The organism is Streptomyces sp. ML-6 (genome assembly GCF_030116705.1).
Classification (GTDB): Bacteria; Actinomycetota; Actinomycetes; order Streptomycetales; family Streptomycetaceae; genus Streptomyces.
This window is the reverse complement of sequence record NZ_JAOTIK010000001.1, coordinates 1,421,034-1,440,000: the sequence shown is the minus strand read 5'-3', so window position 1 is coordinate 1,440,000 and position 18,967 is coordinate 1,421,034. Positions and strand designations below refer to the sequence as shown.

15 protein-coding genes and 2 rRNA genes (1 of these 17 running past the window's edge) are annotated in these 18,967 nt (G+C 72.2%); 13 read left to right on the top strand and 4 right to left on the bottom strand.

Translation table 11 applies throughout. From position 1 onward, the window contains the following. From OCT49_RS06335 to OCT49_RS06320, 4 genes are all read left to right on the top strand, one after another. Positions 1–1,432, top strand: a 23S ribosomal RNA gene (locus OCT49_RS06335) (it extends 1,694 nt beyond the left edge of the window). A gap of 133 nt (positions 1,433–1,565) precedes the next feature. Then, a 5S ribosomal RNA gene (gene rrf / locus OCT49_RS06330) occupies positions 1,566–1,682 on the top strand. A gap of 269 nt (positions 1,683–1,951) precedes the next feature. Next, positions 1,952–3,058 (top strand): hypothetical protein, encoded by a 1,107-nt coding sequence (locus tag OCT49_RS06325; protein ID WP_283850906.1) that lies wholly within the window; start codon positions 1,952–1,954, stop codon positions 3,056–3,058. Next, positions 3,058–3,843: a tetratricopeptide repeat protein gene (locus tag OCT49_RS06320; RefSeq protein WP_283850905.1), complete on the top strand. Its 786-nt coding sequence runs from the start codon at positions 3,058–3,060 to the stop codon at positions 3,841–3,843. Before OCT49_RS06325 ends, OCT49_RS06320 begins: the two co-directional genes overlap by 1 nt. A gap of 58 nt (positions 3,844–3,901) precedes the next feature. Here OCT49_RS06320 and OCT49_RS06315 read toward each other — a convergent pair whose 3' ends face one another. Further along, positions 3,902–5,179 (bottom strand): DUF1015 domain-containing protein, encoded by a 1,278-nt coding sequence (locus OCT49_RS06315; RefSeq protein ID WP_283850904.1) that lies wholly within the window; start codon positions 5,177–5,179, stop codon positions 3,902–3,904. 84 nt (positions 5,180–5,263) lie between these two features. Here OCT49_RS06315 and OCT49_RS06310 point away from each other — a divergent pair, with 84 nt between their 5' ends. Together OCT49_RS06310 and OCT49_RS06305 are read left to right on the top strand one after the other, a co-directional pair. Further along, positions 5,264–6,292: an HAD hydrolase-like protein gene (locus OCT49_RS06310; protein ID WP_283850903.1), complete on the top strand. Its 1,029-nt coding sequence runs from the start codon at positions 5,264–5,266 to the stop codon at positions 6,290–6,292. A 231-nt stretch (positions 6,293–6,523) separates the two neighbouring features. Beyond that, entirely contained in the window at positions 6,524–7,363 is an 840-nt protein-coding gene (locus tag OCT49_RS06305) for an ABC transporter ATP-binding protein (protein ID WP_283850902.1), read from the top strand. Between the two features lie 166 nt (positions 7,364–7,529). Here OCT49_RS06305 and OCT49_RS06300 read toward each other — a convergent pair whose 3' ends face one another. Beyond that, positions 7,530–7,877, bottom strand: a complete 348-nt coding sequence (locus OCT49_RS06300; protein WP_283850901.1) for an SCP2 sterol-binding domain-containing protein — start codon at positions 7,875–7,877, stop codon at positions 7,530–7,532. Positions 7,878–7,919: 42 nt separating this feature from the next. On the opposite strand from OCT49_RS06300, the gene OCT49_RS06295 reads away from it, so the two are divergent. From OCT49_RS06295 to OCT49_RS06270, 6 genes are all read left to right on the top strand, one after another. Then, complete coding sequence (locus OCT49_RS06295) at positions 7,920–8,249, top strand: hypothetical protein (RefSeq protein WP_283850900.1); 330 nt, start codon at positions 7,920–7,922, stop codon at positions 8,247–8,249. A 7-nt stretch (positions 8,250–8,256) separates the two neighbouring features. Next, a complete protein-coding gene (locus OCT49_RS06290) occupies positions 8,257–9,072 on the top strand; it encodes a TlyA family RNA methyltransferase (RefSeq protein WP_283850899.1) in 816 nt (271 codons plus the stop codon). A gap of 17 nt (positions 9,073–9,089) precedes the next feature. Beyond that, on the top strand, positions 9,090–9,995 hold the full coding sequence (locus OCT49_RS06285; RefSeq protein WP_283850898.1) for an NAD kinase: 906 nt from the start codon (positions 9,090–9,092) through the stop codon (positions 9,993–9,995). Between the two features lie 126 nt (positions 9,996–10,121). Then, positions 10,122–11,849, top strand: a complete 1,728-nt coding sequence (recN, locus tag OCT49_RS06280) for a DNA repair protein RecN (RefSeq protein WP_283855687.1) — start codon at positions 10,122–10,124, stop codon at positions 11,847–11,849. A 101-nt stretch (positions 11,850–11,950) separates the two neighbouring features. Further along, complete coding sequence (locus OCT49_RS06275; protein ID WP_283855686.1) at positions 11,951–12,691, top strand: hypothetical protein; 741 nt, start codon at positions 11,951–11,953, stop codon at positions 12,689–12,691. A gap of 208 nt (positions 12,692–12,899) precedes the next feature. Beyond that, entirely contained in the window at positions 12,900–14,000 is a 1,101-nt protein-coding gene (locus OCT49_RS06270) for a glycosyltransferase family 4 protein (protein WP_283850897.1), read from the top strand. Positions 14,001–14,008: 8 nt separating this feature from the next. Here the strand turns inward: OCT49_RS06270 and OCT49_RS06265 are convergent, their stop codons facing one another. Then, complete coding sequence (locus tag OCT49_RS06265; RefSeq protein ID WP_283850896.1) at positions 14,009–15,634, bottom strand: PucR family transcriptional regulator; 1,626 nt, start codon at positions 15,632–15,634, stop codon at positions 14,009–14,011. 190 nt (positions 15,635–15,824) lie between these two features. Here OCT49_RS06265 and OCT49_RS06260 point away from each other — a divergent pair, with 190 nt between their 5' ends. Then, positions 15,825–16,715 carry a sulfurtransferase gene (locus OCT49_RS06260; protein WP_283850895.1) on the top strand — a complete coding sequence of 297 codons (891 nt, stop codon included), beginning with the start codon at positions 15,825–15,827 and terminating at the stop codon, positions 16,713–16,715. 81 nt (positions 16,716–16,796) lie between these two features. On the opposite strand, the gene OCT49_RS06255 is transcribed toward OCT49_RS06260, so the two are convergent. Beyond that, complete coding sequence (locus tag OCT49_RS06255) at positions 16,797–18,623, bottom strand: glycoside hydrolase family 15 protein (RefSeq protein WP_283850894.1); 1,827 nt, start codon at positions 18,621–18,623, stop codon at positions 16,797–16,799. Between the last annotated feature and the right edge of the window lie 344 nt (positions 18,624–18,967).

The window sequence follows — 18,967 nt, the reverse complement described above, 5'->3', positions numbered from 1 at the left end:
TGTAGGACGCACGGTAGGCAAATCCGTCGTGCACATAAGTCTGAGACCTGATGCCGAGCCGATTGTGGTGAAGTGGATGATCCTATGCTGTCGAGAAAAGCCTCTAGCGAGTTTCATGGCGGCCCGTACCCTAAACCGACTCAGGTGGTCAGGTAGAGAATACCGAGGCGTTCGGGTGAACTATGGTTAAGGAACTCGGCAAAATGCCCCCGTAACTTCGGGAGAAGGGGGGCCATGCCCGGTGACCGGACTTGCTCCGTGAGCTGGGGGTGGCCGCAGAGACCAGCGAGAAGCGACTGTTTACTAAAAACACAGGTCCGTGCGAAGCCGTAAGGCGATGTATACGGACTGACGCCTGCCCGGTGCTGGAACGTTAAGGGGACCGGTTAGCCGACTTTCGGGTCGGCGAAGCTGAGAACTTAAGCGCCAGTAAACGGCGGTGGTAACTATAACCATCCTAAGGTAGCGAAATTCCTTGTCGGGTAAGTTCCGACCTGCACGAATGGCGTAACGACTTCTCGACTGTCTCAACCATAGGCCCGGTGAAATTGCACTACGAGTAAAGATGCTCGTTTCGCGCAGCAGGACGGAAAGACCCCGGGACCTTTACTACAGTTTGATATTGGTGTTCGGTTCGGCTTGTGTAGGATAGGTGGGAGACTGTGAAGCGGCCACGCCAGTGGTTGTGGAGTCGTCGTTGAAATACCACTCTGGTCGTGCTGGATGTCTAACCTGGGTCCGTGATCCGGATCAGGGACAGTGTCTGATGGGTAGTTTAACTGGGGCGGTTGCCTCCTAAAGGGTAACGGAGGCGCCCAAAGGTTCCCTCAGCCTGGTTGGCAATCAGGTGTTGAGTGTAAGTGCACAAGGGAGCTTGACTGTGAGACCGACGGGTCGAGCAGGGACGAAAGTCGGGACTAGTGATCCGGCAGTGGCTTGTGGAAGCGCTGTCGCTCAACGGATAAAAGGTACCCCGGGGATAACAGGCTGATCTTCCCCAAGAGTCCATATCGACGGGATGGTTTGGCACCTCGATGTCGGCTCGTCGCATCCTGGGGCTGGAGTCGGTCCCAAGGGTTGGGCTGTTCGCCCATTAAAGCGGTACGCGAGCTGGGTTTAGAACGTCGTGAGACAGTTCGGTCCCTATCCGCTGTGCGCGTAGGAATATTGAGAAGGGCTGTCCCTAGTACGAGAGGACCGGGACGGACGAACCTCTGGTGTGCCAGTTGTCCTGCCAAGGGCATGGCTGGTTGGCTACGTTCGGGAGGGATAACCGCTGAAAGCATCTAAGCGGGAAGCCTGCTTCGAGATGAGTATTCCCGCCAACTTGATTGGTTAAGGCTCCCAGCAGACGACTGGGTTGATAGGCCAGATGTGGAAGCCCGGTGACGGGTGGAGCTGACTGGTACTAATAGGCCGAGGGCTTGTCCTCAGTTGCTCGCGTCCACTGTGTTGTTCCCGGGCTGCGAACAGTCGCACCGGTTGAACAGTTTCACTACTTAATTGAAAAGTGTGCTTGTTCGCTAAGCGCCGATACCCCATTTTGCGGGGTGGCCCGATAGAGTTTCGGTGGTCATTGCGTTAGGGAAACGCCCGGTTACATTCCGAACCCGGAAGCTAAGCCTTTCAGCGCCGATGGTACTGCAGGGGGGACCCTGTGGGAGAGTAGGACGCCGCCGAACAATCTTTGAAGGACCCTTGGTCCCAGCGTTCACGCTGGGACCAAGGGTCCTTTTGTTTTTCCGGAGCGCGTTGGATGTCCGACTGCGCCAGAATGTCTTGTAGTACCCGATGACAGGAGTCACGCCGATGTCCACCAACTCTCCCGACGATCGTTCGGAGCGCGAGCCGCGTCGCCGGGACGGTGGTGACCGGGGCGGCTTCAGCGGTCGCCGTGACGACCGGGCCGGCGGGCCGCGCAGGGACAACGACCGCGGTGGTTTCCGGCGTGATGACCGTGACCGTGGTCCGCGGCGGGATGACAGCCGGGGTGGCTACGGTGGTGGGTTCCGTCGGGATGACCGGCGTGACGACAACCGCGGTGGCGGTTTCCGGCGCGACGACCGTGACCGCGACCGGGATCGTGGTCCGCGTCGTGATGATGACCGTGGTGGGTTCCGTGGTCCGCGTCGTGATGACGACCGGGGGGGTCGTGGGTTCGAGCGGCGCGATGACCGGCGTGATGACCGGCCGCGTGGTCCTCGCCGTGAGGACGACAACCGCGGGGGCGGCTACCGCCGTGACGACAGCCGGGGTGGCGGTTTCCGGCGTGACGACCGTGACCGCGACCGGGATCGTGGTCCGCGTCGTGATGATGACCGTGGTGGGTTCCGTGGTCCGCGTCGTGATGATGACCGTGGTGGGTTCCGTGGTCCGCGTCGTGATGACGACCGGGGGGGTCGTGGGTTCGAGCGGCGCGATGACCGGCGCGATGACCGGCGTGATGACCGGCCGCGTGGTCCTCGCCGTGAGGACGACAACCGCGGGGGCGGCTACCGCCGTGACGACAGCCGGGGTGGCGGTTTCCGGCGTGACGACCGTGACCGTGGTCCGCGGCGGGATGACAGCCGGGGTGGCTACGGTGGTGGGTTCCGTCGGGATGACCGGCGTGACGACAACCGCGGTGGCGGTTTCCGGCGTGACGACCGTGACCGCGACCGGGACCGTGGGCCCCGTCGTGATGACGACCGTGACCGGGACCGTGGTCCGCGTCGTGATGATGACCGTGGTGGGTTCCGTGGTCCGCGTCGTGACGATGACCGTGGGGGGCGTGGGTTCGAGCGCCGTGACGACCGGCCGCGCGGTCCTCGCCGCGAGGACGACAACCGCAGCGGCGGCTACCGCCGTGACGACCGCGGTCCGCGTCGCGACGACAATCGCGGTGGGGGTTACCGGGGGCAGCGGGACGACCGTGGTGGCCGGGGCGGCTACCGGGGGCGTGACGACCGCGGCGGGTACGAGCGTCGTGACGACCGGGACCGCGAGCCCATCAAGCGGCTTCCGATTCCCGAGGACGTCACCGGCGACGAGATCGACAAGGACGTGCGGCAGGAGCTGATGAGCCTGCCGAAGACCCTGGCCGAGGACGTCTCCAGGAACCTCGTCATGGTGGCCCGGTTGATCGACGAGGATCCCGAGCAGGCGTACGCGTACTCGCGGATCGCGCTCCGGCTGGCCTCCAGGGTCGCCGCCGTGCGTGAGGCGGCCGGGTTCGCCGCGTACGCGACGCAGAGGTACTCCGAGGCGCTGGCGGAGTTCCGGGCGGCGAAGCGGATGACCGGTTCCGTGGAGCTCTGGCCCGTCATGGCCGACTGCGAGCGCGGACTCGGACGGCCCGAGCGGGCGATGGCCATGGCCGGCGAGCCCGAGGTGCAGAAGCTCGACAAGGCCGGCCAGGTCGAGATGCGGCTGGTGGCCGCCGGGGCCCGCCGGGACATGGGGCAGCTCGACGCCGCCATCGTCACGTTGCAGAGTCCCGAACTCGCGTCGAGCGCCGTGCACCCGTGGACGGCGCGGCTGCGCTACGCGTACGCCGACGCGCTGCTGGCCGCAGGGCGTGAGGACGAGGCGCGCGAGTGGTTCGGCAAGGCGCTGGAGGCGGACAAGGACGGCTCCACGGACGCCTCGGACCGGCTCGCGGAGCTGGACGGTGTCGAATTCGTCGACGCTCTCGGTGACGACGAGGACGAGGACGACACCGTCGTCCCGGCCGCTGCCGCAGATGCCGACAAGGGTGAGGACGAGAAGAACGGGACCGACGAGGACACCGGCAAGGGCGACGCCGCGGACAGCGCGGCCGACGGGACCGGGGCCGGGGACGAGAACGACACGCCCCGGGCGTGAGGCATGACGGAGGGCGGCACCCCGGGAAAGGGGTGCCGCCCTTTGTCGTTGGTGCGGCTCAGTCGAGGGTGAGGCTGCGCAGGACGAGGCCGGTGGCCGGCTTGGGGCCGAAGGAGGTCGACTTGCGGGGCATCGTGACGCCCTGCCGGGCGAGGTCGCGGACGACCTCCTCCCGTACCGGGTGCATCAGGACCGCTGTCGCGCCGAGGCGTTCGGCCTGCTCGACGGCGGCTGCGGTGTCGTGGATGTACGCGATGTGCCCCGGGGCGTCGGGAATGCGCCAGACGTGGTCGAGCAGGACCGAGTGCAGGACCGTCGCGTCCAGGGTCTGCCAGGCGGCCGGGCGGTCGGTGGGAACCGTGCGGGCCAGCAGGGTGGCGTCCGGACGGTCGACGAGGTGGAAACCGCCGTCGCCCGCGAGCAGGAACGCGTTGCCCTCCGCGGCGGCCTCCGCGAGTGCGTCCAGGGCCTGCGGGAGCGGCCCGTCCACCTCCCGGACGCGGAAGAGACCTTCCAGCGCCGCGAGCGCGTCGACGACCGGGAGTCGGCGCAGCAGCCGGTGGATGGCGCGCACCCGGAGCGGGTAGCGGGCGGTGTCGACCAGCAGGACCAGGCCGAAGTCCCAGGGGCCGCGACCGGTGTGCTCCCGCTGCAGCCGCAGATACGTGGCCCAGCGGTGGTGGCCGTCGGCGATCAGGGCTTGGCGGCGGGCCAGATCGGTGTCGATCTCGGCCCGGTCGTCCGGGTCGGTGATCGCCCAGAGCCGGTGGCGGAAGCCGTCCTCGGTGGTGGTGGCGAGCAGCGGAGGGCGGTCCACGGTCCGCTCGATGACGGCGGTCGCGCCCGGGCCGCCGTCATCGCTGCGGTAGGTGAGCAGCAGCGGTTCGAGGTGGGCGGCCGTCGTGCGCATCAGGTCGGCCCGGTCCTCGACGACGTCGGACATCACGTCCTCGTGCGGCAGGACGATGCCCTCGGAGGGGACGGAGAGTTCGAGGGCGCCCACGATGCCGCGTTGCAGGATCTCCGCGTCGCGCTGCTCGTAGACGTACAGGGCCGGCTCGTCGTCGGGTGCGAGGACACCCTCGGCGAGCCAGCGGTTCAGGGTCTCGGCCGCCTGCTCGTGGCGGGCGGCGGCGGTTTCGGCCTGGGGCAGGATCAGCCGGACGATGTTGTGCGGATCCGCCGATTCCAAGTGGTGCAGCCCGTCGGGTCGAACGACGACGTCGTACGGCGGTGAGGTCACCGCGGAGAGGCTGCCGACCTGTTCGGGGACGTATCGCAGTCCACGGAACGGGATCAGGCGCAGCCCCTGGTCGGCCGGACTTGGTGTGTTCATTTCTGCATCGTATGCGGGCGGCTCCGGTGAGCGACGGGCGATGAGCGATGATCGGACGGAAGCATGGAACGAGGAGCGCGACGGATGAGTCAGGTGAGCAGGAGCGGACCGAGGGGAAGCAGCACCGCGTTGTACGAGGCGTACGATACGGCGCTGCTCGATCTCGACGGAGTGGTGTACGCGGGCGGCCGGGCGATCGTCCACGCCGTCGACTCGTTGGGAACGGCGCGGGACGGCGGGATGCACCTGGCGTACGTGACCAACAACGCTCTGCGGACCCCGGCGGCGGTGGCCGAGCACCTCACCGAGCTGGGGATTCCCGCCGAACCCACCGACGTGATCACCTCGGCGCAGGCGGTGGCGCGGCTGATGGCCGACCAACTGCCCGCCGGGGCGAGGGTGTTGGTGGTGGGCGGTGAGGGGCTGCGGGTCGCGCTGCGGGAGCGGGGCCTGGTGCCGGTGGAGTACGCCGACGACGAACCGGTCGCGGTGGCGCAGGGGTACGGCGGGCCGGACATGGCCTGGGGGCGGTTCGCCGAGGCCGCGTACGCGATCGCGCGCGGGGCGGTGTGGTTCGCGTCCAACACCGACCTGACGATTCCGGGTGCCCGGGGCATCGCGCCGGGCAACGGGGCGGCGGTGGAGGTCGTACGGATCGCCACCGGGGCCGAACCACAGGTGGCCGGGAAGCCGCTGCCGCCGATGCACCGGGAAACGGTGCTGCGGACCGGGGCCGAGCGCCCGCTGGTGGTCGGGGACCGGCTGGACACGGACATCGAGGGTGCCTTCAACGGCGGTGTGGACTCCCTGCTGGTGCTCACCGGAGTGACGGACGCGGCGCAGCTGGTGGCCGCCGGGCCGAGGCACCGCCCCACCTACGTGGACGCGGACCTGCGGGGGCTGCTCACCGCCCAGCCCGAGGTGACGGAGACCGGCCGCGGCTTCGTGTGCGGGGACTGGACGGCGTCGGCGCGCGGGGACGAGCTGGTGCTGGAGGGGGACGGGGACGCGCTCGACGGACTGCGGGCGCTCTGCGGGGCGGCCTGGTCGCACGCCGGGGACGGCTCGTGCGGGCTGGATGCCGGCAAGGCGGTCTCGCGGCTGGGATTGTGATGGGGGCCGGGCCCGAGAGCAGGAGCAGGACCGGGAGCGGGAGCGGGGCGCGAGGGCGGCCCGGAGCCAAGACCTGAGAGAGGGTAGGCTAACCTAACTTCGCTCTGTTGGGTGGGGCCTCGTCCGGACGACGACCCGCCGCGCGGGCGGAACCGGGTCCGGCCCGGCCGCCGCCCGGGTGCGAAGGACGCCCCCTCGCACCCGCCCGCCTCCGACTCCGGGAGTACGACCATGCAGCGCCTCACCGCGGACTCGGTGACCCTCGGCTACGACCGGCGGGTCATCGCGGAGAACCTGTCGGTCGAAATACCCGACAACTCGTTCACGGTGATCGTCGGCCCCAACGCCTGCGGCAAGTCGACCCTGTTGCGGGCGCTGGCCCGGATGCTGAAGCCGGAGAGCGGGCGGGTGCTCCTGGACGGGCAGGCGATCCACTCGATGCCCGCGAAGAAGGTCGCCAGAACGCTGGGGCTGCTGCCGCAGTCTTCCATCGCGCCGGACGGCATCACCGTCGCCGACCTCGTCGGGCGTGGCCGGTACCCGCACCAGGGGCTGTTGCGCCAGTGGTCGCCGGACGACGAACGCATCGTCGGGGAATCGATGGCCGCGACGGGGGTCGACGCGCTGGCGGATCGTTATGTCGACGAATTGTCCGGCGGGCAGCGGCAGCGGGTGTGGATCGCCATGGCGCTCGCCCAGCAGACACCTTTGCTGCTGCTCGACGAGCCGACGACGTACCTCGACATCCAGCACCAGATCGATGTCCTCGACCTCTGCGCGGAGCTGCACGAGACGCAGGGGCGCACCTTGGTGGCCGTGCTGCACGACCTGAACCACGCCGCGCGGTACGCCACTCACCTCGTCGCGATGCGGGACGGCGAGGTGGTCGCCGAGGGGGCGCCGGGCGAGGTCGTCACCGCGGAGCTGGTGGAACGGGTCTTCGGGCTGCGGTGCCAGGTCATCGACGACCCGGAGACCGGGACCCCGCTGGTCGTGCCCGCCGCGCGCAGGCCGCGCGGCGGCGGGGTGGAGGTGTCCGGAGCGCCGGCCGGGGCGGTCGCCGGGGGCTGAGGCCCCCGCACGGGCCCTTCCCGGCCCTTCGCACCGCACCCGCCCCATCGCCGTGGCTCCGGCCGTCGTCACAGCGGCCGCAACAGTGACCCGCGGCCGCAGCAGTGACCGTGGCCACAGCCGTGATCTGCCGCCGCAGCAGTGACCCGTCGGCGCAAGCGAGGCGCTACAGCAGGGATCTGAGCCTCAGCAGGTCCCGGAAGCCGGCTTCCAGCCGGACCCGGCCCGAGCCCCAGGCCCTGGCGAAGTTCAGGTCGCCGTCCACCATCGCCACCAGGTCGTCCCCGGTCATAGCGAGCCGGATCTCGGCCTTCTCCCGGGGCGGACCGTCCACCGTGTCCAGGACCTGGATCCGGCCATCGGCCAGCCGGCCGGTGAACGTGACGTCGAGGTCCTTGATGTGGCAGCTCAGCGAGCGGTCGAGGGCCGCCGCGGCGCGCACGTCGCCGTCGGCCCCCGAGAGGTTGTCGGAAAGTCTGTCGAGCGCGCTGCGGCACTCAGCCATGGTCGCCATCGTGACCGACGGTACCCCAGCCCTTCGCGGTAGCGTTTCCGCATGAGCGACTCGATGCCGGAACAGGGGACGACCACAGCGCCGACGGCGTCCGGGGGAGCGGCGCGGGGCCCGTCCGGCGAGGACCCGGTCCCCGGCGCGGGGGCGCCGCTCGACCCGGCCGCGCCCGCCCCCCTCGGCGTCCCGCGCACCGCCACCGGCGACGCCGGGGTGGACGCGGGGCTGGAGCGTCTCGCCGACGCGGACCACCTCCCGACGGAGGGACACGTCGAGGTGTACGAGGATGTACACCGCGGACTGCGCGAGACGCTGACCGCGCTGGACGCCGGGCCCGTGCCCGCGCCGGTCCCCCCGTACGACCACAGGAGCTGAACCGAACGTGGCAGGAGTGGCACGTCGCCGTCTCGACGCCGAACTGGTGCGCCGCAAGCTGGCGCGCTCGCGCGAACACGCGAGCCAGTTGATCGCCGCCGGGCGGGTGACCGTCGGCGGGAACACCGCGACCAAACCCGCCACCCAGGTCGAGACCAGTGCGGCCGTCGTCGTCATCAAGGACGACAGCGACCCCGAGTACGTCTCGCGCGGCGGGCACAAGCTCGCGGGCGCCCTCGCCGCCTTCGTGCCCCTCGGGCTGACGGTCGAGGGACGGCGGGCCCTGGACGCCGGGGCCTCGACCGGCGGCTTCACCGACGTGCTGCTGCGGGCCGGGGCCGGCCATGTCGTCGCCGTGGACGTCGGCTACGGGCAGCTCGCCTGGTCGCTCCAGTCCGATGCACGCGTCACCGTCAAGGACCGTACCAACGTCCGGGAGTTGACGCTGGAGGCGATCGACGGGCAGCCGGTGGACCTGGTGGTCGGCGACCTGTCGTTCATCCCGCTGGGCCTGGTCCTGCCGGCCCTGGCGCGCTGCGCCGCCCCCGACGCGGACCTGGTCCTCATGGTCAAGCCGCAGTTCGAGGTCGGCAAGGAACGGCTCGGCAGCGGCGGCGTGGTGCGCAGCCCCGAACTGCGGGCCGAGGCGGTCCGGGAAGTGGCGCGCCGGGCCTGGGAGCTGGGGCTCGGGGTGCGGGGAGTGACGGCGAGCCCGCTGCCGGGCCCGTCGGGGAACGTCGAGTACTTTCTGTGGCTGCGGGCCGGAGCACCTGAACTGGATCCCGCGGATGTCGACCGTGCAGTGGCGGAGGGGCCTCGTTGACGACGAATGCAGCACGAATGACGACGAACACGGCACGAACCGTTTTTCTTCTGGCACACACCGGCCGTCCGGCCGCGATCCGCAGTGCCGAACTGGTCGTACAGGGACTGCTGCGCAACGGCCTGGGCGTACGGGTGCTGGCCACCGAGGCGGCCGATCTGCCGCTGCCGCCGTCCGTCGAGACGGTCACGGACACCACGCCCGGGGCCGTGGACGGCTGTGAGCTGCTGATCGTGCTCGGCGGGGACGGGACGCTGCTGCGCGGCGCCGAGTTCTCCCGCGCGTCCGGGGTGCCGATGCTCGGGGTCAACCTCGGCCGGGTCGGTTTCCTCGCCGAGGCCGAGCGGGACGACCTGGACAAGGTCGTCGACCGGGTCGTCACCCGGGCGTACCAGGTCGAGGAACGCATGACCCTCGACGTCCTCGTGCACAGCAACGGAGACCTCGTCCACACCGACTGGGCGCTCAACGAGGCGGCCGTGCAGAAGGTGTCGCCCGAGCGGATGCTGGAGGTCGTCCTGGAGATCGACGGCCGCCCCGTGACCGGATTCGGCTGCGACGGGATCGTCTGCGCCACCCCGACCGGATCGACCGCCTACGCCTTCTCGGCGGGCGGCCCCGTCGTCTGGCCCGAGGTGGAGGCGCTGCTGATGGTGCCGATCAGCGCCCACGCGCTGTTCGCCAAGCCGCTGGTGACCTCGCCCACCTCGGTGCTGGCCGTCGAGGTCCAGCAGCACACCCCGCACGGGGTGCTCTGGTGCGACGGGCGCAGGACCGTGGAGCTGCCCGCCGGGGCGCGGGTCGAGGTGCGCCGCGGCGCGGTGCCCGTACGGCTCGCCCGGCTGCACCACGCCTCGTTCACGGACCGGCTGGTCGCGAAGTTCGCCCTGCCGGTCTCCGGGTGGCGGGGCGCACCGCACTGAGCGACGGACATTCCCCCGGAGGTGTTGCGAATCCTTCGTGTACACACGGGAGAGTGAGGGCACGGGGGCGGGGTCCGTCGCACATCGGGGCCCGGACCTCGTAAGGTCGTCTCCGTGTTGGAGGAGATGCGGATACGGTCGCTCGGAGTCATCGACGACGCGGTGGTGGAGCTGTCACCCGGCTTCACCGCGGTGACGGGTGAGACCGGCGCGGGCAAGACCATGGTCGTCACCAGTCTGGGGCTGCTGCTCGGCGGGCGCGCCGACCCGGCCCTGGTACGGATCGGGGCCAAGGCCGCCGTCGTCGAGGGCCGGATCACGGTGTCCGAGGGCGACGCCGTCGCCCTGCGGGCCGAGGAGGCCGGGGCCGAGATCGAGGACGGGGCGCTGCTGATCAGCCGCACGGTTTCCGCGGAGGGGCGCTCCCGGGCGCATCTCGGCGGCCGGTCCGTGCCGGTCGGGGTGCTCTCCGAACTCGCCGACGAACTCGTCGCCGTGCACGGCCAGACCGACCAGCAGGGGCTGCTCAAGCCCGCCCGGCAGCGGCAGGCGCTCGACCGGTACGCGGGCGACGACGTCGCCGTGCCGCACGCCGAGTACGCCGCGGCGTACCGGCGGCTGCGGGCCGTCGTCACCGAACTCGACGAGCTGACCACCCGGGCCCGGGAACGCGCCCAGGAAGCGGATCTGCTGCGCTTCGGGCTGAACGAGATCGCCGCGGTCGAGCCCCTGACCGGTGAGGACGCCGACCTGGCGGCCGAGGCGGAGCGGCTCGGTCACGCCGAGGCGCTCGCCTCCGCGGCGTCCCTCGCGCACACCGCGCTCGCGGGCAACCCCGAGGACCCCGAGGGCATCGACGCGACGACCGTGGTCGCGGCGGCGGGGCGGGCCCTGGAGGCGGTGCGCAACCACGACCCGGCCCTGGCGGCGCTCGCCGACCGGATCGGCGAGATCTCGATCCTGCTCGCCGACGTGGCGGGCGAACTGGCCGGTTACGCCGACCAGTTGGACGCGGACCCGTTGCGGCTCGCCGCAGTCGAGGAGCGCCGCGCCGCGCTCACCGCGCTCACCCGGAAGTACGGCGAGGACATCACCGCCGTGCTCGCCTGGGCCCGGGAGGGCGCCGCCCGGCTCACCGAGCTGGAGGGGGACGACGACCGCATCGGCGAGCTGACGGCGGAGCGGGACGCGCTGCGCGCCGAACTCTCCGTCCTGGGGCAGTCGTTGACCGATGCGCGCAACCGTGCCGCGGCGCTCTTCGCCGAGGCCGTGACCGCGGAGCTGGCCTCGCTCGCCATGCCGCACGCCCGGGTCTCCTTCGCCATCCGGCAGATCGAGGCGCCCGACGAGGCGTCCGGCATCGAGATCGACGGCCGGAGCGTGGCCTACGGACCGTCCGGCGCCGACGAGGTCGAACTGCTGCTGGCCCCGCACCCCGGGGCCCCGCCGCGGCCGATCGCCAAGGGGGCCTCGGGCGGCGAGCTGTCCCGGGTGATGCTGGCGGTCGAGGTGGTCTTCGCGGGCGCCGACCCCGTGCCCACGTACCTCTTCGACGAGGTCGATGCGGGTGTCGGCGGCAAGGCCGCGGTCGAGGTCGGACGGCGGCTCGCCAAGCTCGCCAGGTCCGCGCAGGTCGTCGTGGTCACGCACCTGCCGCAGGTGGCGGCGTTCGCGGACCGGCAGCTGCTGGTGGAGAAGACCGTCGACGGGGCGGTGACCAGCAGCGGGGTCAAGGTCCTGGAGGGCGAGGACCGGGTACGGGAGCTGTCGCGGATGCTCGCGGGCCAGGAGGACTCCGAGACGGCACGGGCCCACGCGGAGGAACTGCTGGCCGCGGCACGGGTGGAGGGCTGAGGCGCCCCGTGCGCGGTTCCATCGGTGCCGGGCACGACCGACGCGGGCCCGGCGTCGCCCTGCGCGGCCCGGCGCGCAGGGGAGGGGCGTTCGGCGGGGTCATGGTGTCCGGCGCGGCCTCGGCGGCCGTCGCGACGGGCGTGTACCGGGCGTTGCGGCTCCGGCCGCGCGGGCGCTGGCAGCGCGTCAACCAGGCGGGCCGGACCGTCGATCTGTACGCCGGACCCGCCGCGGTGCTCGGTACCGCGGCCGGAGCGGCGCTGCTGCCCCGGCCGGCCCGCACCCGGTGCGCCGCCGTGCTCGCCGTACTGGCGGCCGGTGGCTGTGGTGCGTACGACGACTTCGCGGGTGCGGGCGACCCGCGCCGCGGATTCCGCGCCCACCTGGGCGCGCTGCGCGACGGCGAGGTGACCAGCGGCGCGGTGAAACTCCTCGGGATCGGGGCCGCCGGGCTCGCGGCCGGTGCGCTGCTCCGGGAACGGCCCGTCGACCGGGTGCTCGCCGCGGTCGTGATCGCCGGGAGCGCACACCTCGTCAACCTGACGGACGTACGGCCCGCGGCCGCCGCCACGACCGTGCTCGCCCTCGGCGCGCCGGGGCTGTGGCGCGGCGGGCTCACCGCCGCACCGCTGGGGGCCGTGGCGGCGCTCGTCGCCGACGACCTGGGAGAACGGACGATGATCGGGGACGCCGGGGCCCACGCCCTGGGGGCGGCCCTCGGGGTCGCGGCCGTCGCAGCCGGGGGCCGGGCCGGACTCGTCGCCCACGCGGCCGGGCTCGTCGCGGCGGCGGTGCACGGGGACCGGATCAGCCGGCTCGCCCGGACGCTGCCGGACCGCTGACGGAGGGGGTTTCTCCCGTCGGCGGGACCCGTCCTCCTGACCACTGGTCAACATTGCGCCAATTTCTCGCCCGTGAGGGTGATAGGGCGTGTGCCGTTGTTGCGATGTGGGCAGGAACGGCGCCTCGACCGTGCCGGAACGTGCGTACGGACTGGCATCCTTGGCGGTGCAATCACCGCCGACTCGGGAGCCCCGGGAGCCATTCAACGTGTCACAGCTGCGTACGGTCCAAGTCCTGGGGGGCGGCAGCGCGGGCAGCAGTGCCCACGTCGGTTCGCTGACCGCGGGACTGGTGGCGAGGGGCGTGCACGTCACCGTCTGCGCCCCCTCCGAACTGGACCGCACCCACGACTACTCCGGCACGGGAGCCCTCTTCGCCCCCGTGCCGCGACGCAGCGACCCCGCCGCCGTCGCCGCCCTGCGCGCCGCCTGCGCGACGGCGGACGTGGTCCACGCGCACGGCCTGCACGCCGCCGTGCGCGCCTCCCTCGCGCTCGGCGGCCTGGACATCCCCCTGGTCGTCACCTGGCACGCCCGGGCCCTCGCCGGGGGCGCCCGCGCCCGGCTGCTGCGCCTGATGGAACGAAGGGCCGCCCGCGCGGCCGCGGTCGTGCTCGGCACGACGTCGGAACTGGTCGACCGGGCGCGGCGCCGGGGCGCGCGCGACGCCAGGCTCGCCCCCGTCTCCGCCCCCGCGCCCCGCCGGCCCGAGCCGAACTCCGGGGAGGCCGACAAGGCGAGGGCCGAACTCGGCGTGGTCGAGCGGCCGTTGATCGTGTCGTACGGGAGCCTCGTACCGCATCACGGGTACGGCACCCTGCTCGACGCCGCGCGGCTGTGGTGCGACCTCGATCCCGCGCCGCTGCTGGTCATCGCGGGCGAGGGGCGGGAGCGGGCCGCCCTGCAGCGCCGGATCAGGAACGAGGAGCTGTCCGTCCGGATCGTCGGCGACCACGACGACCCCACCGGGCTCCTCGCCATGGCCGACCTGGCCGTGCTGTCCAGCAGCTGGGAGGCGCGTTCGGTGCTGGCCCAGGAGGCGCTGCGGCTCGGGGTGCCGCTGGTCGCCACCGCGGTCGGCGGGGTGCCCGAACTCGTCGGCGACGCCGCGGAACTCGTGCCGTGCGAGGACCCCGGGGCGCTCGCGCGGGCGGTGGCCGGACTGCTCTGCGATCCGCGCCGGCGCGCGCAACTGGCGGCGGCGGGGCCGGTACAGGCCGCGACCTGGCCCACCGAGGACGACACCATCGCCCAAGTGCTCAGCATCTACGACGAGTTGACCCAGCCACTGGCGACGCGGGGGCGATGACCCCGGTCCTAGGGGGTGTGGCGGCGGGCCCGCAGGGCCAGGCTCAGGGCCAGCACCGCCTGCGGGTCGTCCAGATCGGTGCCGAGCAGCTCGCCGATCCGGGCCAGCCGGTTGTACAGCGTCTGACGGTTCAGATGCAGCTCCCGCGCGGTCTCCGCCTTGCGGCCCGCGTGGGCCAGGTACGTCTCCAGCGTCGGCAGCAGCGGGGGGCGCGAGGTGCGGTCGTGATCGCGCAGCGGACCGATCGCCCGGTCCACGAACGCCGCCAGGTCCGGGTGGTCCCGCAACCGCCACAGCAGCAGGTCGATGTCCAGGCGCCGGGCGTCGTACCAGGGCCGGTCGCCGAGCCCGTGCGCGGCCGTCGCCGTCTCCGCCGCGTGCCGCAGCCCCGCACCGGCCGCCGCCCAGCCGCCCGCCACCCCCACCACCACGACCGGCGGATGCGACCCGGCGCGCTCCAGACCGGCCCGCTCCACCCCCGCCCGCAGTGCCGCCGCGACCCGGTCCGCGACCGCCGTGCGCTCCGTCTCGGACCGCAGCCCGAGCAGCACCGGGACCCGGCCCTCCACGGGGCGCACGCCGAGCAGCACCGGCACCCCCACGGACGCGAGCTCCTCCAGCACCGCCCGCGCCAGCAACGCCCAGTTCCCCGACACGGACAGCTCGGGCGCCAGCCGCATCACGACCGGCAGCAGCGGTATGTTGCCCGGCTTGAAGCCCAGGACGCGGGCCTGCGCCGGGGCGTCCTCCGGGGTGATCCGGCCCTCGGCGAGATCCGTGAGGAAGTCGCCCCGGCCGCGGGCCGCGAGCTCCTCCTCCTGACGGGCCTGCATCAGCACGACGGCCAGGATCCCCGCCGCCCGCTCCGCCGCCATCCGGTGCACGGTCACCAACGGCCCGGACACCGCCAGCAGCACCAGCCGGGCCCGTACCGAACCCGTCCCGGGGCCGCCGCCCGGCACGTCCACCAGCACCGAACCGGTGGGCGGGGTCTGCCGGGCCGCCCGGTCGCCGCGCATCCCCTCCCACACCTGGAGCGGATCGGCGCCGACCGTGCCGGAGCCGGGGCCCGCCGCGTACAGCAGCTGGCCGTCCGCCGTCTCCAGGAAGACCGGGTTGGCGGTGAAGTCCGCCAGGATGCCCAGCACCTGGGGCACCCCGCCACCGTCGAGGAGCGCCTCCGTGCACCGGCGGTGCACGTCCTCGGCCTGCCGCAGCAGGGCGTAGTGGCCGTTGACGATCTCGGTGTGGATCTCCTCGGTCACCGTCACGAACGGCACCTCGCGGTGCAGCTGCACCAGCGGCAGCCCCGCGGCCCGGGCGGCGTCCACTATCGACGCGGGCAGCCTGCTGAAGCGCGGCCCGAGTTCGACCACCAGGGCGGCGATCTTGCGCTCGGCGAGCCTGCGGACGAAGGCGCGCTGCTCGGCGGGGCGGGTACCGAGCCCCAGGCCGGTGGTCAGCAGCAGCTCACCGCCCTTGAGCAGCGAGGCGATGTTGGGGACCTCGCCCGCGTGCACCCAGCGCACCGTACGGTTCAGCCGGTCCGCGCCGGCCACCACCTCCGGGAGCCCGCTGCGCAGCCCCGGCAGCTCCAGGGCCCGCTGCACGGTGATTCCGCCTTGCGTCTCCACTGCCTCTGGCCTCGCGCTTCCACTCGGATCGGACGGGCGATCGCCCTGCTCAGGAAGGTACCCGGTTCCGGACGGCCGGGGGACGGGAGAGGCCGGGGAGGCTGTTGACAGGGGCGGGCACCGCTGCGATCTTGTGACCCCCGCCCGGTTCCGGCCGAGCGGCCCCATCGGGAGCGGACCTGGAGCAGACGTGGACGACGACGCACCGGCGGGCACGAGCGGCCCGGGGCTCTTCGGCCCCCTGGTCGGAGCCGACTGGCTGGGGCCGCGGCTGAACCGGCCGGGACTGGTGGTCCTCGACGCCTCCGTGGGCGCGCACCGGGGATCGGAGCTGCGGATCCCGGGCGCGAGGACCTTCGACATCGACGGGGCGCTGTCCGACCACGACGGACCCCTGCCCCACACGATGCCCGCCCCCGACCGGTTCACCGAGGAACTGCGCTCCCTGGGCGTGCACGACACCGACACCGTCGTCGTCTACGACTGCGCGGGCATCTACTCCAGCGCCCGCGCCTGGTGGATGCTGCGCGCGATGGGCTTCGACCGGGCCGCGGTGCTCGACGGCGGCCTGCCCGCCTGGACGGACGCCGGACTGCCGGTGGAGGCCACGGAGCCCGCGGGGTCCGGCCCGGCGGTGGCCCGCGGCGACTTCACCGCCCGGCCGCGCCCGGAGCTGTTCGCCGACGGCGCGCAGGTGGCGGCGGCCCTGTCCGACCCCGGCGCGGCCGTCCTCGACGCCCGGTCCCGGGAACGGTTCGCCGGCATGGTCCCCGAGCCCCGGCCGGGACTGCGCGCCGGACACATGCCGGGCGCGGTCAACCTGCCCTTCGACGAGGTCCGGCGCGAGGGCCGGATGCGCCCGGCGGACGAACTGCGCGCGATGTTCACCGCCCTCGCCGGGGAGCGCGAGCGGCTGCTGTTCAGCTGCGGATCGGGCGTCACCGCGTGCGTCGTGGCGCTCGGCGCCGTACTGGCGGGCTACGACGACACGGCCGTGTACGACGGGTCCTGGAGCGAATGGGGGCTGCCGTCGGAACGCCCCGTCGTGACCGGGACGGACGACGCCGCCCCACTGCGCTGAGCCGCACCCCCCGCCCCGTCGGCCGTGCGGTGGACGTCACCGGGGCCGACCGGGCAGGGGGTACGGACAGTCACCGCCGGTTCAACCGGCGTACGCCCCGCTCGCCGTCAGCCGCAGCGCGGTGTCGATCAGCGGCACGTGGCTGAACGCCTGGGGGAAGTTGCCCACCTGGCGCTGGAGCCGGGGATCCCACTCCTCCGCGAGCAGGCCCAGGTCGTTGCGCAGGGCCAGCAGCCGCTCGAAGAGCTGGCGCGCCTCGTCGACCCGGCCGATCATCGCCAGGTCGTCCGCCAGCCAGAACGAACAGGCCAGGAACGCGCCCTCGTCGCCCTCCAGACCGTCGACGCCCGCGTCCTCGCCCGCGGTGGGGTAGCGCAGCACGAAGCCGTCCTCGGTGGACAGCTCGCGCTGGATCGCCTCGATCGTGCCGATCACGCGCTTGTCGTCCGGCGGCAGGAAGCCCATCTGCGGGATCAGGAGCAGGGAGGCGTCCAGCTCCCGCGAGCCGTAGGACTGGGTGAAGGTGTTGCGCTCGGGGTCGTAACCCCGTTCGCAGACGTCCCGGTGGATCTCGTCGCGCAGTTCCCGCAACCGCTCCAGCGGGCCCTCCGCGTCCCCGGACTCGATCAGCTTGATGGTGCGGTCGACGGCGACCCAGGCCATCACCTTCGAGTGGACGAAGTGCCGGCGCGGGCCGCGCACCTCCCAGATGCCCTCGTCCGGCTCGTCCCAGTGCTTCTCCAGGTACTCGATCAGCTTGAGCTGGAGGCCGGTCGCGTAGTCGTTGCGGGTCAGCCCGGTCATGTGGGCGAGGTGGAGCGCCTCGGTGACCTCGCCGTACACGTCCAGCTGGAGCTGGCCCGCCGCGCCGTTGCCGACCCGGACCGGGGCCGAGTTCTCGTAGCCGGGCAGCCAGTCCAGCTCGGCCTCGCCCAGCTCCCGCTCGCCCGCGATCCCGTACATGATCTGCAGGTTCTCCGGGTCTCCGGCTACCGCCCGCAGCAGCCACTCGCGCCAGGCACGGGCCTCTTCCCGGTAGCCGGTGCGCAGCAGCGAGGAGAGGGTGATCGCGGCGTCGCGCAGCCAGGTGTAGCGGTAGTCCCAGTTGCGGGAGCCGCCGATGTCCTCCGGCAGCGAGGTGGTCGGCGCGGCGACGATGCCGCCGGTCGGTGCGTACGTCAAAGCCTTGAGGGTGATCAGGGAACGGACCACGGCCTCCCGGTAGGGCCCGTGGTACGTGCACTGTTCGACCCACTCGCGCCAGAAGTCCGCGGTGGCGTCCAGCGACCCCTCCGGGTCCGGCAGGCCCGGCGGCTCGCGGTGCGAGAGCTGCCAGCTGATCGTGAACGCGATCCGGTCGCCCGGCGCGACGGTGAAGTCGGAGTACGTCGTCAGGTTCTCGCCGTAGGTGTCGGCGGGGGTGTCCAGCCAGACGGAGTCCGGGCCCGCGACGGCGACCGTGCGGCCGTCGACCTTGTGGACCCAGGGGGTGACCCGTCCGTAGCTGAACCGCATCCGCAGCTCCGAACGCATCGGCACGCGGCCGCTGATCCCCTCCACGATCCGGATCACCTGCGGCGCTCCGTCGCGCGGCGGCATGAAATCGGTCACCTTCACCGTTCCGCGCGGTGTGTCCCACTCCGATTCCAGGATGAGGGAGTCACCGCGGTAGCGACGGCGGTCCGCGGCCTGCGGTTCGGCGCCGTCCGCCCGCGCGGGACCCAGGCGCCAGAAGCCATGCTCCTCAGTACCCAGCAGTCCCGCGAAGACGGCGTGTGAATCGAAGCGGGGAAGGCACAGCCAGTCCACTGTGCCGTCCCGGCAGACCAGGGCGGCGGTCTGCATGTCTCCGATGAGTGCGTAATCCTCGATGCGCCCGGCCACGTGCGTCTCCAGTCGAACGGCCATGTCGCCCCGTAGGGCATTACTGCGGGTCAAGAGGTCGTCGCAAGGGGTGTGGTGGGAACCTGCGAACGTGTCACCTCGCCCGGGGCAAGTGTCCGAGCAGGATACGACGCACTCCGATGATCTGCGCGACTGTCTTGACAACCGGGCTGACCCGAACGGGTGTGTGCGCGGACACTCGTGGTGATCATGCGAGGTGGGGGTCGGGGCGACGCCGGAAGCGGGCCCCCCGCCGCGCTGATACCCTGGTAGCCCGTGGACCGGTGGTCGTCCGCAACCGCAGACGAGGCCCCCGAACCGCAGCGACGGCACCTCCGGAGTCTCCGGACGAGAACGCCGGTACGCAC